This window comes from Polaromonas sp. AER18D-145, assembly GCF_002379095.1.
In the GTDB taxonomy this organism is placed as follows: Bacteria; Pseudomonadota; Gammaproteobacteria; order Burkholderiales; family Burkholderiaceae_C; genus Polaromonas.
In genome coordinates, this window is the sequence record NZ_NBZV01000017.1 from 37,481 (window position 1) to 52,335 (window position 14,855).

The window sequence follows — 14,855 nt, forward strand, 5'->3', positions numbered from 1 at the left end:
ACATGATGATGATCCGAAGCCTCTTCTTCGCACCCGCCAACCGGGCCGACCTCGTTGCCAAGTTTCCGCGCTTCCCGGCCGACTGCTACGTCGTGGATCTGGAAGACGGCACGCCGCTGGCCGAGAAGGAACCCGCGCGCGCCGGGCTGGCCGCACTGGTGGCGGCAGCGCGCAAGCAGCCGGTGGACGGGTTACTGACCGTGCGGGTGAACGAGCCCGAATCGGACCAGTACCTCGAGGACCTGGACGCCGCCCTGCGCGCCGACATCGATGGGATCGTCATTCCCAAACTGGAAAAGGTCGAGCAGCTCTATCCGGCGCTGCATCTCATGCGTCGCCTCGACCGTGACGCGCCGCGCGCGGCGCCGCGCTTCATCGTGGGTGGCATCGAGTCGATCACCGGCGTGACCAATTCGGCGGCGCTGTGCGCCGCGCATCCGGCCATCGCCGCCGTCTACTTCGGCGCGGAAGACCTGGCGAGCGACCTTGGCGCCCGCCGCACCGCCGATTCGGCGGAAGTGGCCTACGCACGCTCGCGCGTGCTGCTGCACGCGAAGGCAGCCCGCATCTTGGCGCTCGACCAGGCCGTGCTGGAAATCCGCGACGACAACCATTTCGAGCGCGACGCCACCACGGGCCGCGACATGGGCTACGACGGCAAGATCTGCCTGCTGCCGCGCCAGCTCGAGGTGGCCAACCGGGTGTTCCGCCCCAGCGACGCCGAACTCGATCACGCGCGCCGCCTCATCGCACGCTACGAGGAAGCGATGGCCCGCGGCATCGGCACCATCGATTTCGAGGGCAAGATGGTCGACGGCCCGCTCCTGAAGCGCGCACAGCGCATGGTCGGGTTCGCCAACGCGCTGGCCGCGCGGGGAACGAAATGATCCGCATCGACCCCTCCAGCCTCGACCTGCGCGAATGGATCCGCAAGGGCGACCACATCCTCGTTGCGCAAGGAACGGCCGAGCCGCAGACGCTGACCGAAAAGCTCGTCGAACAACGCGCCGAACTCGGTGGCGTGAACACCTTCCTTTGCGCGATGTTCTCGGACACCTTCCAGCCCGGTGCGGTGGACGGCCTCGGCCTACGCGGCATCGGCGGTGTCGGCACCAATCGCCGCCTGATCAAGGCCGGGCGGATGCGCGTCGTACCGGCGCATGTCTCACAGATCCCTGCGTTCATCGAAAGCGGCGCCATCGGCTGCGACGTGGCGTTCGTGCAAGTCAGCCCGCCTGACGAAAGCGGCCGGTACAGCCTCGGCCTGGCGGCGGACTACACGCGCATCGCCGTGGACAAGGCCAGGATCGTCATCGTCGAAATGAACCAGCAGGTGCCGCAGTCGCTCTGCGACGGCGCCCTGACCGAAGCCGACATCGACGTGCTGGTCGAAACGGACCGCCCGCTCCTGGAGCTGCCGTCAGCCGCCGTTGGCGACCTCGAGCGGCAGATCGCCGCGCACGTGGACCGGTTCATCCCGGACCGGGCGACGCTGCAGGTGGGCATCGGTGCGATCCCCGAGGCCATCATCGCGATGCTGTCCAGCCGCAAGGACCTGGGCATCCATTCCGGCATGGTGGGCGACTCGGTCGTGGACCTGATGGAGTCCGGCGTCGTGACCAACGCGTACAAGGAGATAGACCCCGGCGTCACGGTGAGTGGCGTCCTCTTCGGCACGCGCGACAAGCTCTATCGCTTCGCGCACCGCAACCCGGCGCTCCGGCTCAAGCCCATTCCCTACACGCACGGCACGTCCGTGCTGTCGCAGCTCTCGCGCTTCATCTCCGTCAACTCCGCCATCGAGGTTGACCTGACGGGTCAGGTCAACGCCGAACTGGCTGGCGGCGACTATGTGGGTGCGGTCGGCGGGCAGGTCGACTACGTGCGGGCCGCGGGCCAGTCACCGGGCGGCGCGTCGATCATCGCCTTCCCGAGCGCGGCCAAGGGCGGCACGGTGCCGCGCATTGTCGCCAGGCTGGGCGGCCCGGTCACGACGGCGCGCGCCGATGTGGACATCATCGCCACCGAGAACGGCGCCGTGCGGCTGCGCGGCCTGGACCTGCAGCAGCGGGTGCGCGCGATGATCGACCTGGCTGCGCCCGACCACCGGGAAGCGCTGGCTCGCCAGGCGCGCGAGATGTACGGCACCTGAAGGCCCGACCAGATACTGGCGACAGTCCCTAGGTTAAGTTCTCCAAAAATATCTTCCGCACAACTGCGGTAAACACGATCGAACAGATGTCCCGCCGCGCGCTGAGCGGCTCGGCGGTCAAGAGCAGTTCCATCAAGGCGCGTTACTGCACCATGTTCACAAGCCGCGCTGCCCGCGGCATGCCGCGGTCGACCCGAGCCTCGGTGAGGCCAAAGGTGGCGTGCTCGGCGGCCAGGCACAGGTCATCTGGGCGAACAGCCAGCCGCAGGCATTAGGCCACACCATTCACCGCCGCGATGGTCGGCTTGGTCACCGTCAGGCTGTCGCCAATGATCGGAAGGAACCACCGCGGCGGGACGCCGAGCGCATTCTGCGCCGCTTCCATGAGGTCCATGCCGGCACAGAACGCGTTCCCGCCGGACCCGGTGAGGATCGCGGCGCACGCGCTCTCGTCTGCCTCGAATCGTTCGAATGCCTCGTACAGCCTTTTGCGCACGCCTTCGTTGATGGCGTTCAGTTGCGCCGACCGATCGATCGTGATCTGCACAATCGCACCTTGCTGCTCGTAGCGGACTTCGCTCATGCCGTGGCCTTTCGTCTCATCATCGCCGTGCGGCGACACACCACGACGACGCCGACCGCACCCGGCTTGTCGGCGAGCCGGCAATACAGCACGTAGCCCTGCGCGAACCGGCGCGCAGTCTGTTGAAACTCGCGCTGCTGCGCGCTGAGCTGGAAGTCCGTGGTTTCAGGTGACGAGGAAGCCGCCGTCCACTGGCAACAACACGCCGGTAATCGCCGAGGCATCATCGGAGCACAAGAACAGGCCGGCGCGCGCGATCTCCTCAGGTTGCATCATGCGACCCATCGGCACCTTGACCAGGAAGGCCTTTTCCAGGTCGGCGGGCGAGATCACTTCCGGATTGCGGCCGACGAACGACGGCCACAGCGGCGTTTGTACCGGCCCCGGGCAGATGGCATTGGCGCGAATGTTGTACCGACCGTTGGCCAGCGCGATGCACTGCGCGAGGATCTGCAGGCCGGCCTTGGCGATCGAGTAGCTCGGCGAGGCCGGCGAGGCCTTGACGCCCGAGGCCGAGCTGGTGAAGAGGATCACGCCGCCGCCGCCCTTGCGCATCACAGGCAGCACGTGCTTGGCGCCGAAGAAGCCGCCTTTGACGTGGATTGCGATCTGGCGGTCGAACTCTTCCTCGGTAGTCTGCTCGATCGAGCCCGGCCCAGCGATGCCGGCGTTGTGCCAGAAGATGTCGACGCGGGCGTATGCCTTGACGGCCTCGTCTACCATCCGCTTCAGGTCGGCTTCCTTGCCGGTGTCGACCCGCACGAAGATCGCATCGCCCCCGCCCTTCTTGATCTCGTCGACTACGGCCTGGCCGTTCGCCTCGTGGATATCGACGACGACCAGCTTCGCGCCCTCGCTCGCGAACAGTAGGGCCGCGGCCCTTCCCATGCCTGAGCCCGAGCCGGTGATGACGGCCACCTTGCCTTGCACACGTCCCATGGATTGTCTCCTTTCAGTGATTCTTCAGTGTTTCCATCGCGCCGAGCCATCTCACAAAGAGCTGTTCTCGGCAAAGTTTTCAGCGCCGAGATAGGCACTGCGAACCGCCGCGTTATTGACCAACTCGCTGGCGGCACCTTCCAATACCACCTTGCCACGAGCCAGTACATAGGCAAAGCTGGCCACCTCAAGGGACAGGCCGACATTTTGTTCCACCAGCAAAATGGCGATGCCTCGCGCCCGCAATCCATTGAGCGTGGCAAATATCTCGCCAACGATGCGCGGCGACAGTCCGGTGGAAGGCTCGTCCAGAATCAACAGCTGCGGCCGGGTCATGAGCGCACGGGCAATGGCTACCATTTGCTGCTCGCCACCCGAGAGACTACCGACCAGTTGCCGCGATCTTTCCTTTAGTCTGGGAAACATCTCAAAGCATTCGGCTAAGCCTTCTTTTCGGCCTGCCTTTGCACCGCCGAAAGTTCCGCCGGCCAGCAAGTTTTCTTCCACAGTCATTTCAGGGAATAGTCTTCTGCCTTCGGCAACAGTGGCAATGCCAATCCGCGTTCTGACGTAGGCTGCATGCTTGCCGATGTCCTCGCCATCGAATCTGACCGTTCCGCTGGTGATCGGCAACAAGCCATTGATAGCCTTGACGAGCGTCGTTTTACCGGCACCGTTTGAACCAATCAATGCGATGATCGAGCCCCTTCGTACTTCGAGGCTTACATCATTGAGCACAGACAGCCTACCGTAACCCGCGCTCAGGTGTTTGATGTCCAGCGCAACGTCATGCATGTTTGTTTCCTAGGTAAGCTTCCTGTACACGGGCATCGGCCAGCACCTCGCTTGCCGTGCCGACAGCGAGAACCTCGCCAAAATTGAGGACGACGACCTGGTCGCACAAGGCCGTCACGGTCGGAACGGAATGTTCGATCACCAAAAGACCGAGGCCCTCATCACGCAGACGCATGAAACGCTCGTGCATCTGCGCGGCTTCAACGGGCGTGAGCCCGGCCAGCATTTCATCCAGCAGCAACAGTTTGGGTTCCGTGGCCAAGGCACGGGCCACCTCCATCGCACGCAGGTCTGCCACACTCAAACCATCAGCATCCCGGTCGCCCAGATGGCTAATGCCGACGCGCTGCAGTACTTCGCTGGCCTTGTCCCGCGCCTTGGCGGTCCCTGGGTGCCGCACCATCGCGCCGACCATGACGTTTTCCAGAACGGTCATGCCTTCAAACGGTCGCACAATCTGGAAGGTACGGCCCATGCCCAGCCTACAGATGCTATGCGGCGGCAACGTCTCGGTGCGCACCCCAGCCAGAGTCACCGTTCCTGAATCGCAACGATGGAATCCAGAAATGCAGCCAAACAAGGTGGTCTTGCCGGCACCGTTGGGACCAATGACGCCGACAATTTGCCCGGCCGCCACCTTTAGCGAGACGTTTTGCAAAGCCTTCAATCCACCAAATGCCTTGCTTACGCCTTGAACATTCAGCAGCATCATAACGGGCTCCCCCCGAGTCCGGGTGCAACGGGCAATGCCGGGTCGGCAGTGTCGGTTGTGCGCTTTTCCGTCCGAAAAATTCTCAAGGAGGCCAGACCTTGTGGCAATGCCAGCGCCACGACGATCAACAACAGCGCATAAACGACCGACGGCGCTCCAGGAAGCGAAGTACCGAGCACCGTGCGGATGGCCTCGCCCAGCGGCAACAAGAGCGCCGCGCCCAGGATCGGCCCCCACAAGGTTCGCATGCCACCGATGATGCAAAACACCAGTATCTGTATCGACAGGTCAACGCTCAGCACCGAGCGCGGATCGACGAATGAAATGTATTGGGCATAGAATGCGCCACCCAGCGCGGTCAGCATCGCCGAGATGACAATCGCCAGCAGCTTGTAGCGAAACGCCGGAATACCGAGCGCTTCTGCCGCTTCCTCGTTGTCACGCAACGCTCGCCAGTAGTAGCCCACCCGCATCGTCAGCAGCAGCCGTCCGATGACGAGAACGGCAATCAACAGGATGGCGGCGATGACGGCATACGGCCATTTCTCGCGAAACTGCAAATAGCCCCATCCCCAATGCGCAAAGTCCAGCGACAGTCCGTCGGAGCGTCCCAAAGGACGCGATGCACCGGCCGACAGGTAAGCAATCTCGGCGCAAGCCAGGGTCAGCAGACCAAAATAGTGGCCCTTCACTCTGAAACGAAAGCATAGCGCGCCAATGACCAGCGCCATCACAGCCGCCAGGGCTACGCCAACCAACGCGCTGATCCACGGTGACATGCCATGGGCTGAATACATGTAGGCTACCGTGTAGGCCCCGGTTCCGGCAAACAGCGCATGTCCGAGCGACATGAGCCCGGTATAGCCAGCCGCCAGGTTCCACGACACCCCCCAGTAGCCATAGAGCATGATCAAAATGAGGACGTTCATGATGGCGCGATCACCCATCCCCACATAGAAAGCAATGGCGGCAAGCAGCACTGCCGCCCCGATCAGAACAGGCTTCATAGTTATTTCCTTGGCACCAGAAGACCTTGCGGCCGCCAGAGCATGACGACGACCAGCAGGCCAAACGGAATGGCAGCGCCGAGCGATGCGGGCAACCAAACGCCAGCCAGGCGTTCGGAGACTCCAACCAGTAGTCCGGCGACGATAGCGCCAAAAAAATTGCCGAGGCCACCGGCGATGACAATCACAAACGCGATGAGGGTAAATTGCGTACCGACGGTAGGATTCACGTAAAGCATCGGAGTGAGCAAAGGCCCGGCGACGCCCAGCGTTCCGATGCCGATGATGGTCGCCCACAACGAGACACGATGCAGGTTAATGCCGCTAAGAGCAGCGCCTTCGGGGGACTGCGACACCGCACGCATCATCAGGCCGAGGTCGGTAAATCTTAGCAAGCCATACAAGACCGCAATCAGGACGATGGATGCAGCCGCAGCAACCGCATGCGGCAGTTGCAAGGAAACGAAGCCCATCGAGATCGCCCGGTTGGCCCACTCTGTATTGACCACGAGGTTGTCGGCCTTGAACCCCATCAGTGCCAGGTTCTGGATCAACAACGCGACGCCGATGGTGACGGCGATGGAGCTAATTTCCGATTTCCCCATGATGCGTTTGACGACCAGTTGGTACAGCAGCGCACCCACGAGGCCCATCAACGGCACCATCCAGACGATGGATGCCACTGGATCGACCCCAAACAAGGACCATGCAAAAAAGGTCCCGTACATGGCGAGCATCAGGAAGTCGCCATGCGCGAAATTGACCACGCGCATGACCCCGAACATCAGCGTCAGCCCCACGGCGATGAGGGCGTACAGCCCGCCCGAAAGCAAGCCGCTTACGATGGCCTGCAACACGACATCCATTGAATTCATAGTTCACGCCTTTAGGCTGTTGTTGGGTTCAGAGCGGAGCGGATCCGGCCTACGCTTACTTGTATGGAACGATCGCGCCAGCGGCCACCTCGGGGGGCCAGACGGTCACAAATTTGCCGTCTATGACTTGGGCGACCACACTGCCAACCAAATGCTGACCCGCAATATCAAAGCCAAACAACTGCCTGCTGGGCAGCAGCGTGAGCGGTCCAGTCGCGGATTTCAGAGTTGCCAGCGCATCCCGAACGGCTTGTGGCTTGGTCGACTTGGCTTGCTCGATCGCCTCAATGATCGCCCAAGTGGAGACGTAAGCCTGAGCCGACGTAGGCGGAGGCATGGCTTTGTATTTGGCTTCAAATGCCGCCACGAATTTCTTGACCGATTCTTTGTTGACGTCGGGCATCCATTCGACCACTCCGAAGCTACCTTCAACGGCCTTGCCGCTTTGCAGAAGCGCAGGCTGCACCTGCCCCTGTCCGTAGCCGAGAACCAAAGGCTTGAAGTTCTGCGAAGCCATCGTACGGAACAGCACGATGGAGTCGTTCACATAGGCGGCCATGACCACGAGGTCGGCGCCAGCGGCGCGCATCTTGGTGACCTGTGTGGAGAGATCGGAAACGCCGGTCCTGAAGCTGTCATCAGCTACCACGGCGATATTTTTGGCGGCAAACAGCGCCTTGTAGTTGTCGGCAACCGATTGGCCATAAGGCCCGTCTTCATAAATGACGGCGACCTTGCTCACGGCGGTCCCACGCGTTTTCATATAGTCCAGAAAGCGGCCGGCATCTTCGACCGCCCATTTCGCTTTGGGACTAACGCGGAAGACATACTTCATGCCCTTTTCGGTGAGGTTGTCGGCAACCGCGCTGGTAATCACAAAAGGAACGGCATTGCGCTCGGCGACTTGCGCCACCACGACAGTGACGGCCGAACTCCAGGCGCCGGTAAGCGCACTCACCTTCTCGCGTTCGATCAGACGCTCGGCTTCACCGCGTCCCGCCTCCGGTTTGGACTGGGTGTCTGCGACGACGAGTTGCACCTTGGCGCCATTCAGCGAGCGAATGCCGCCGCGCGCATTGATCTCCTCCACAGCCAGCTCGTGGCCTTTCATGAGCCAGCCGCCATCCGACGCGGTAACGCCGGTGAGCGGCGCCAGCACGCCGATCTTGACCGTCTCCTGTGCCAAGGCGGTGCTGGTCAGGGCGCCCAGCGCCAAGCCTAGGCACAATGAATGAATAGTCTGTTTTTTGAAAAATTTGAACATGTTGTCTCCTTTTAGTTTAGAAAATACCCGCTTTCTGTGGCAGCGGGCTTGTGTTACCGACTGGTAAATCCACCATCGATGGGTAGCGCCACCCCGGTAACGTACGAGGCGTCGTCAGACACCAGCCAAAGCGCCGCTTTGGCCACCTCTTCAGGCTGGGCCACACGCCCGAGAGGAATGCTGGCAACGAATTTGGCCTTGTTCTGCTCCGCGAGGGCGGCGTCACCGCCACGCGAAAGAAAACCCGGCAGCATCGGCGTATCGACCAGTCCCGGGCAGACGACATTGACGCGAATGCCTTCCGGACCCATGGAAAGTGCCAGCGACTTCGCCAGACCCACAATGCCGAACTTGGCCAACGAGTAGATCGGGCTGAACTGCGAACCGACGAGACCGGAGATCGATGCCGTAAACAGAACGGAACCGCCCTGACGTTGCCGCATATACGGCAGCACTTCTCCGACCGAGACGACGGCAGACCGCACGTTCAAATCCATCGCATGCTGGTAGGCATTCATGTCGAGACCCTCGAAGCCGCCCGGCCCTGGCTCGCCGGCATGGGCCCAGAGGATATCGATGCCACCCATGTGCTTCGCACTATCGTGGATGATCCGACGGCATTCGGTTTCGGACATCAGGTCGGCAATGACGGCGTGCGCCTGGCCACCGGCCGACTTGATCTGAGCGACCGTGGCCTGCGCATTTTTCTCACTGTAGTCGACGACGCAGACCGTGGCACCTTCACGTGCAAACAGTAGCGCGGCGGCTTTTCCCATACCCGACCCTGCGGCGGTGATGACTGCAAGTTTTCCTTTTAAACGCATGATTGGCTCCTTAGTTAGTTGGCGTACATATCGGGATAATTACCCGTCAAATTCACAACGGTTGAACGGGTCTGGAGATAGGCATCAACCGCTTCCATGCCGTTTTCACGGCCTAATCCACTCATCTTGAATCCGCCATACGGGATGGCCCAACGGATATACCGATAGGTGTTGATCCAGACCGTGCCGGCCTGGATGCGTGAAGCCACGCGATGCGCGCGTCCGATGTTTTGCGACCAGAGACCGGCCGTGAGGCCATAGTCGGTATCGTTGGCGATCGCAATCGCTTCCTCTTCGTCATCAAAAGGAATCACCGAGACCACCGGGCCGAAGATCTCTTCCCGGGCCACGCGCATCTTGTTGTCAACATTGGCGAACACCGTGGGCGCGACAAAATAGCCTGCGCCAAGATCGCCCTCGGAAATGCGAGCCCCTCCGGCCAACAACGTTGCGCCTTCACCTTTTGCGATATCGATGTAGCGCAGCGTCTTGCTGAGCTGCTCGGCATGCGCCTGCGGCCCCATCTGCGCGGCAGCATCTTTGGGCATGCCGACCCGGATCCGCCCGGCCCGGCGAGCCAGTTCCTCTGCGACCTGTGTGTACACGCTGCGCTGAACCAACAGCCGCGACCCCAAAGCGCAGCTCTGGCCGCACACCGCGAACGAACTATGCGTGGCCGCATTGATCGCATGCGCCAGATCGGCATCATCGAAGATGATGTGAGGCGACTTGCCACCGCACTCGAACGAGTAACGTTTGAGATTGACCGCACCGGTTCGCATGATCTCCTGCGCCGTTCTATGCTCACCTGTAAATGATATCTTGCTTACACCAGGATGCGCGACTAACCGAGCGCCCACGGTCGGTCCGATACCGCTCACGATATTGATGACGCCCGGGGGTACGTCGCAGGTTTCCAGCAGACGCGCAAACTCATACGCGGATACCGGCGTTTGCTCAGCAGTTTTGACAACAACCGTGCACCCCGCCGCAAGCGCTGGAGCGAGTTTCCATGTCATGGTTAAGAGAGGCACGTTCCACGGCACAATCGCACCGACGACACCGACCGGAACGCGTGTCGTATAAGCCAGCATGCCATCCTCGATCGGGATCGTGCGGCCTTCAAGTTTGTCCGCCATGCCCGCAAAATAATAGTAGTACTGGGCCTGCACACGAATGTTGGCCAGCGCATCGCGCAACAACATCCCGTTGTCTCGAGACTCAAGTTCGGCGAGGCGCTCCGCATGCGCTTCAAAGAGTGCGCCAATGCGCCGCAACAATGCCGCACGCTGCGCCGGACTCCAACGCGACCAAGGCCCCGCCAGCGCTTCCTGCGCAGCAGAGACAGCACTGTCAATATCGCGAACGCCGGCGAATGCAACACGAGCCCAAACCTTACCGGTTGAAGGGTCTATAGATTCATTCTGCTCGCCGTCAATCGGAGCCACCCACTGCCCTCTGATATAGAGTTTGTCTTGTGTATATATCTCCGTCACGCCAGTCTCCTTCGTCTGATTAAATTCCAATTTTTCTTCTCAAGCACACCAACGCTTCAGAAGGCTTCTCGCGATTCAATGTGGGCTCCAGTCAATTTACAGTCCTGCCGGCGTCCTCAACCTGTACCTGCGATATCGATACTCACGGGCATACCAATACGCTCCTCCAACTGATTCCCCAACCCAGGGTCGCCATCGTTGGCGCAGCCCGGACCTAAAAGTCGTCGCCGAAGACCGGCTTGCGCTTTTCGACGAAAGCGTTCACGGCCTCGACGTGCTGCGGGGTCTTGTGCGCCAGCGCCTGGAAGCCCGCCGACATCTCCAGCAGGCTTTCCAGCCGCATGTGCTGGCCCTCGCGCAGCAACCGCTTGCTCAGGCGCAGCGCGCCGCCCGGGTTCGCGGCGATGCGGCTGGCGAGCGAGCGCGCCTCGTCCATCAGGCGGTCCGCCGGAACGACGCGCGACACCAGCCCGCATGCGAGCGCTTCCGCCGCGGTGACCGAATCGCCGGTGAAGGACATCTCCGCTGCTTTCGACATCCCGACGACACGCGGCAGCAGCCATGCACCGCCGTCGCCCGGGATGAGGCCCACCTTCACGAAACTTTCCGCGAATGAAGCCGCCTCGGACGCGATGCGGATGTCGCACATGCAGGTGAGGTCGCAGCCGGCGCCGATCGCCGGGCCGTTCACGGCGGCGATGGTCGGCACTTCGAGGTTGTAGAGGGCCGTGGCCACGCGCTGGATGCCTTCGCGGTACCACGTTCTCAACGCCGCGGGCGACGCGTCGAACAGCTCCCGCATGTGCTTGAGGTTGCCGCCCGACGAGAACACCGTGCCGGCGGCCGTGAGGATGACGGCGCGCACCGAAGCATCCTTGGTGATTCGTTCGCAGGCCTGCACGAACTCCTGGGGAGCCATGTTGCCGGTGAGCGCGTTGCGCGTTTCCGGCGAGTTCATCGTCAACGTGACGACCGGGCCGGATTGTCCGTAAAGAAGGAAGGGGGTCACGCGGAGATCTCCTCGTTGGTGGGAATGAGGCTGGCGCGCATGAATTCCAGCGCGCCACGGCCGTCGGCGATGAAGGCACGCCCGAGTTCGCGGTTCCAGTGCTGCTCCGAGCCGAAGTCGGCGCGCCATTCGTGGAGGCGCCGGGTGAAGAGTTGTAGGTCGAGTTCGGCGGTGACGCCGATGGCGCCATGGATCGCATGCGCCAGTGGCGCCGCAAGCGACGCGGCTTCGCTCGCGCGGGCCTTCCCTGCCGCGGCGCGCAGGGGCTCGGGCAGGCAGCCCGCAGCCGTGCAGCCGATCTGTGCCGCCATTCGGGTTGCCGCGACATTCTCGGCCACGACGGCGAGCTGGTGCTGGATCGCCTGGAACTTGCCGATCGGCTTGCCGAACTGGACCCGGTCGTTAGCGAACGCCACCGTCATCGCCAGCACTCGTTCCATCGCGCCCGCGAGCTGCGCCGCCGTGATGGCCGCCCCGGCCGCCATCCAGTCGACGCGGGTGCCGGCGCGGATGGTTTCGGCGGGCAGTGTGTCCCAGTGGAAATCCGCGCGCAGGCTGCCATGGATGCCGCTCGGCTCGCGCCGGGCCGCAGCCACGGGTAACAACAGCCAGCCATCGCCCTGCGACAGCGCAACCCACTGCGCCGTCATGCCGCAGGGCACTTGGTGGCCACGCACACCGCCTTGGGGAAGGGTTTCAACACGCGCCGCGATCGCGATAGGCCCCCCAGGCGCGCTGGCGCCCTCCTGCGCGAGTAAGGCCCGCACGAGAAGCGTCGCAGCCACGGGCACAGGCAGCACAGAGGCGCCCGCCAACACGAACAGTTCGAAGGCCTGGGCCAGAGAGAGTCCCGCGCCGCCCGCCTCTTCAGGCACCATGGCATCGAGGAAGCCGGACTCCTCGAGCCTCTCCCACAACGCGTCCGCCTTCCCGCCTGCCTCGATGGCGCGCACGGCCGACAAGGGGAATGCATCGGCGAGGAGACGCTCGAAATGCGCTGCCAGATCGTTCATCGCAACCCCAGACCGCGGGCGATCAGCCCACGCAATACTTCGCGCGTGCCGCCGCGCAGTGAAAAAGTCGGCGCGAACTGCGTCACGTAGGCAAGCGTGCGCATCAGCGCCGGCGAGGCCACGTGGCGCGTGTCGCTCGCGATTGCGTCGGCAATCGCAATCGGGATGTACTGTTCGAGCTCGGTGCCCAGGTCCTTGACCAACGAGGCCTCGGTCATCGGGCTGCCGCCCGCACCGACCCGCGCGGTCACGGCCACGGACATGGAGCGCAGCGCCGCCAGGTGGCCGACGATGCGCCCGGCCAGCGCCAGTGCCTGCTCGTCCGGCGCCCGCACATCGCGCAGGTGATCGATCCAGGTGTCAAGCAGCACCATGCTGGAATAGAGCCGCTCCGGGCCGCTGCGCTCGAACGCGAGTTCCGCGTTGACCTGCTTCCAGCCGGAGCCTTCCTCGCCGATCAGGGCGTCGTGCGGGAGTTCCACGTCATCGAAGAACACCTCGCTGAAGTGGCGGTCGCCGGTCAGGTCCTCGATCGGGCGCACGGTGACACCGGTCGCCTTCATGTCGATCAGCAGTTGCGACAGGCCCACTTGCCGGTCCTCGGGCGTGCCCGAGGTGCGCACCAGCGCGATCATCCAGTGCGAGTGGTCGGCGTTGGTCGTCCATATCTTCTGGCCCTTCAGGCGCCAGCCGTCCGGCGTGGGCGTCGCCCTCGTGCGCACGCTGGCCAGGTCCGATCCGGACTGCGGCTCGCTCATGCCGATGCAGAAGAAGAGCTCGCCCTTGCAGACGCGCGGCACGAAAAAGCGCCTCTGCGCCTCGGTGCCGAAGCGCAGGACCATCGGCGCGCTCTGGCGCTCCGCGATCCAGTGGGCGGAAACGGGTGCACCGCGCGCCAGCAGTTCCTCGACGAGCACGAAGCGGGCGAACGCATCGCGCCCGCCGCCGCCGTATTCCTGTGGCAAGGCCATGCCGATCCAGCCGCGCTCGCCCAGGGCGCGGCTGAAGTCCGCGTCGAAGCCGAGCCAGGAGCGCGCCCGCCGGTCGGGCGGCACGCCGCGCAGCTTCTCGTCGAGGAAGCTGCGGACTTCGGCACGGAGGGCTTCCGCCTGCAGCGGCAAGGGCTGCAGGGACAAGGTCTCGATCACGCCTTACTTCAGGCCGGCGCGGAAGGCGTTGAGGATCTCGGTGCCAGGCTTGCCGCGCTTGTCGAGCGTGTCGGCCCAGTCCTTGGCGACTTCCTGCGAGAGCGCAGCCAGCGTCGCCTTGTCGGCGGCGGGCAGCGGCGTGAGCTTCACGCCGGCTGCCTTCACCTTCTCGATGTCGCCCGCTTCGTCCTTTTCCACCTGCAGGCAGACGCTCTTGGTGAACTGTTCGCCCATCGTGGTGAGTTCCTGCTGGACGGCCGGCGGCAGCGACTGGAAGCGCTTCTCGCTGATGACCCAGTTGGCCACGAAGGTTCCGAAGTTCTCGCCGATGGTGCCGGCCTTCGACAGCTTGTGGATGTCATAGGGCGGCAGGCTGTTGAACGGAAACAGGACGCCGTCGATGGTACCGCGCGAGAGCGACTCATACACCTCGGGCGTGGGCATCAGCACCGGCACGGCCTTCATCTTCTTGAGCAGCAGCTCCTTGGCGGAGCCCGAAGCGCGGATCTTCATGCCCTCCACTTCCTTGAGCGTCGTAAACGGCTTGCGCGTGACGACCTGATAGGGTGGCAGCACGATGGTGAACAGCAGGCGCACGCCGTTCGGCTCGAACTCCTTCTTGGACAGCGTGCCGCCCGGCTTGGCCAGGTTCCAGTACGCCATGGTCGCCATGCACGAACCGGTGAACTGCAGCGGCAGCTCGGCGACGACGGACAGGGGCATCTTGTCCGACACGAAGCCCGGGGCGACATAGGCGATGTCGACCACGCCCGCCTGCGTCAGCGCCAGCAGGTCCTTGGCCTTGCCCAGCTGTTCGGCCGGGTAGTACTCGAACTCGTAGCCCTTGGCGGCCGGGTTGGCCTTCAGCCGCTCGATCATCGGGAGCGTAAAGTACTTGGGCAGGTAGTGGCCGACCGGGAACGAGTCGGCGATCTTGATCTTGACGGTTTGGGCGTGCGCCCCACCGGCGGCAAGGAGCGCCGCGGCGGCGATGGCCAGGGGCGCCTTGTGAATGAGCTTGGACATAATGTAACCTTT

Annotated in this window: 15 protein-coding genes; 2 read left to right on the plus strand and 13 right to left on the minus strand. The window is 63.2% G+C overall.

All coding sequences use genetic code 11. The features are described from left to right. Positions 1–2 precede the first annotated feature (2 nt). Together B7G52_RS10595 and B7G52_RS10600 are read left to right on the plus strand one after the other, a co-directional pair. The gene (locus tag B7G52_RS10595) at positions 3–887 is read left to right on the plus strand and encodes a CoA ester lyase (RefSeq protein WP_205853050.1); all 885 of its coding nucleotides are present in this window, start codon (positions 3–5) and stop codon (positions 885–887) included. Then, positions 884–2,152 (plus strand): acetyl-CoA hydrolase/transferase family protein, encoded by a 1,269-nt coding sequence (locus B7G52_RS10600; RefSeq protein ID WP_096697568.1) that lies wholly within the window; start codon positions 884–886, stop codon positions 2,150–2,152. The genes B7G52_RS10595 and B7G52_RS10600 overlap by 4 nt, the downstream gene beginning before the upstream one ends. A gap of 271 nt (positions 2,153–2,423) precedes the next feature. Here the strand turns inward: B7G52_RS10600 and B7G52_RS10605 are convergent, their stop codons facing one another. The 13 genes from B7G52_RS10605 to dctP all read right to left on the minus strand — a co-directional run bounded on the left by B7G52_RS10605 (position 2,424) and on the right by dctP (position 14,843). Further along, positions 2,424–2,735, minus strand: a complete 312-nt coding sequence (locus B7G52_RS10605) for an enoyl-CoA hydratase-related protein (protein WP_096697569.1) — start codon at positions 2,733–2,735, stop codon at positions 2,424–2,426. Positions 2,736–2,900: 165 nt separating this feature from the next. Then, positions 2,901–3,674, minus strand: a complete 774-nt coding sequence (locus B7G52_RS10610; RefSeq protein WP_096697570.1) for an SDR family NAD(P)-dependent oxidoreductase — start codon at positions 3,672–3,674, stop codon at positions 2,901–2,903. Between the two features lie 51 nt (positions 3,675–3,725). Then, positions 3,726–4,469 (minus strand): ABC transporter ATP-binding protein, encoded by a 744-nt coding sequence (locus B7G52_RS10615; RefSeq protein ID WP_096697571.1) that lies wholly within the window; start codon positions 4,467–4,469, stop codon positions 3,726–3,728. Then, a complete protein-coding gene (locus B7G52_RS10620; RefSeq protein ID WP_096697572.1) occupies positions 4,462–5,181 on the minus strand; it encodes an ABC transporter ATP-binding protein in 720 nt (239 codons plus the stop codon). Before B7G52_RS10620 ends, B7G52_RS10615 begins: the two co-directional genes overlap by 8 nt. Next, positions 5,178–6,188: a branched-chain amino acid ABC transporter permease gene (locus B7G52_RS10625; RefSeq protein WP_096697573.1), complete on the minus strand. Its 1,011-nt coding sequence runs from the start codon at positions 6,186–6,188 to the stop codon at positions 5,178–5,180. Before B7G52_RS10625 ends, B7G52_RS10620 begins: the two co-directional genes overlap by 4 nt. A 2-nt stretch (positions 6,189–6,190) precedes the next feature. Beyond that, on the minus strand, positions 6,191–7,063 hold the full coding sequence (locus tag B7G52_RS10630; protein WP_096697574.1) for a branched-chain amino acid ABC transporter permease: 873 nt from the start codon (positions 7,061–7,063) through the stop codon (positions 6,191–6,193). A 55-nt stretch (positions 7,064–7,118) separates the two neighbouring features. Continuing rightward, complete coding sequence (locus tag B7G52_RS10635; RefSeq protein WP_096697575.1) at positions 7,119–8,327, minus strand: ABC transporter substrate-binding protein; 1,209 nt, start codon at positions 8,325–8,327, stop codon at positions 7,119–7,121. 53 nt (positions 8,328–8,380) lie between these two features. Further along, a complete protein-coding gene (locus tag B7G52_RS10640; protein WP_096697576.1) occupies positions 8,381–9,151 on the minus strand; it encodes an SDR family NAD(P)-dependent oxidoreductase in 771 nt (256 codons plus the stop codon). 14 nt (positions 9,152–9,165) lie between these two features. Beyond that, on the minus strand, positions 9,166–10,677 hold the full coding sequence (locus B7G52_RS10645; protein ID WP_240523394.1) for an aldehyde dehydrogenase: 1,512 nt from the start codon (positions 10,675–10,677) through the stop codon (positions 9,166–9,168). Positions 10,678–10,861: 184 nt separating this feature from the next. Continuing rightward, entirely contained in the window at positions 10,862–11,656 is a 795-nt protein-coding gene (locus B7G52_RS10650) for a crotonase/enoyl-CoA hydratase family protein (protein WP_096697577.1), read from the minus strand. Beyond that, a complete protein-coding gene (locus B7G52_RS10655; protein ID WP_096697578.1) occupies positions 11,653–12,669 on the minus strand; it encodes an acyl-CoA dehydrogenase in 1,017 nt (338 codons plus the stop codon). The genes B7G52_RS10650 and B7G52_RS10655 overlap by 4 nt, the downstream gene beginning before the upstream one ends. Then, positions 12,666–13,817: an acyl-CoA dehydrogenase family protein gene (locus tag B7G52_RS10660; protein ID WP_096697579.1), complete on the minus strand. Its 1,152-nt coding sequence runs from the start codon at positions 13,815–13,817 to the stop codon at positions 12,666–12,668. Before B7G52_RS10660 ends, B7G52_RS10655 begins: the two co-directional genes overlap by 4 nt. 3 nt (positions 13,818–13,820) lie before the next feature. Next, on the minus strand, positions 13,821–14,843 hold the full coding sequence (gene dctP, locus B7G52_RS10665; protein ID WP_096697580.1) for a TRAP transporter substrate-binding protein DctP: 1,023 nt from the start codon (positions 14,841–14,843) through the stop codon (positions 13,821–13,823). Positions 14,844–14,855: the final 12 nt, after the last annotated feature.

Excerpts from the sequence above, each read along its gene's own strand:
- B7G52_RS10595 (WP_205853050.1), top strand. The coding sequence starts at position 3 with ATGATGATGATCCGAAGCCTCTTCTTCGCACCCGCCAACCGGGCCGAC.
- B7G52_RS10600 (WP_096697568.1), top strand. The coding sequence starts at position 884 with ATGATCCGCATCGACCCCTCCAGCCTCGACCTGCGCGAATGGATCCGC.
- B7G52_RS10605 (WP_096697569.1), bottom strand. The coding sequence starts at position 2,735 with ATGAGCGAAGTCCGCTACGAGCAGCAAGGTGCGATTGTGCAGATCACG.
- B7G52_RS10610 (WP_096697570.1), bottom strand. The coding sequence starts at position 3,674 with ATGGGACGTGTGCAAGGCAAGGTGGCCGTCATCACCGGCTCGGGCTCA.
- B7G52_RS10615 (WP_096697571.1), bottom strand. The coding sequence starts at position 4,469 with ATGCATGACGTTGCGCTGGACATCAAACACCTGAGCGCGGGTTACGGT.
- B7G52_RS10620 (WP_096697572.1), bottom strand. The coding sequence starts at position 5,181 with ATGATGCTGCTGAATGTTCAAGGCGTAAGCAAGGCATTTGGTGGATTG.
- B7G52_RS10625 (WP_096697573.1), bottom strand. The coding sequence starts at position 6,188 with ATGAAGCCTGTTCTGATCGGGGCGGCAGTGCTGCTTGCCGCCATTGCT.
- B7G52_RS10630 (WP_096697574.1), bottom strand. The coding sequence starts at position 7,063 with ATGAATTCAATGGATGTCGTGTTGCAGGCCATCGTAAGCGGCTTGCTT.
- B7G52_RS10635 (WP_096697575.1), bottom strand. The coding sequence starts at position 8,327 with ATGTTCAAATTTTTCAAAAAACAGACTATTCATTCATTGTGCCTAGGC.
- B7G52_RS10640 (WP_096697576.1), bottom strand. The coding sequence starts at position 9,151 with ATGCGTTTAAAAGGAAAACTTGCAGTCATCACCGCCGCAGGGTCGGGT.
- B7G52_RS10655 (WP_096697578.1), bottom strand. The coding sequence starts at position 12,669 with ATGAACGATCTGGCAGCGCATTTCGAGCGTCTCCTCGCCGATGCATTC.
- dctP (WP_096697580.1), bottom strand. The coding sequence starts at position 14,843 with ATGTCCAAGCTCATTCACAAGGCGCCCCTGGCCATCGCCGCCGCGGCG.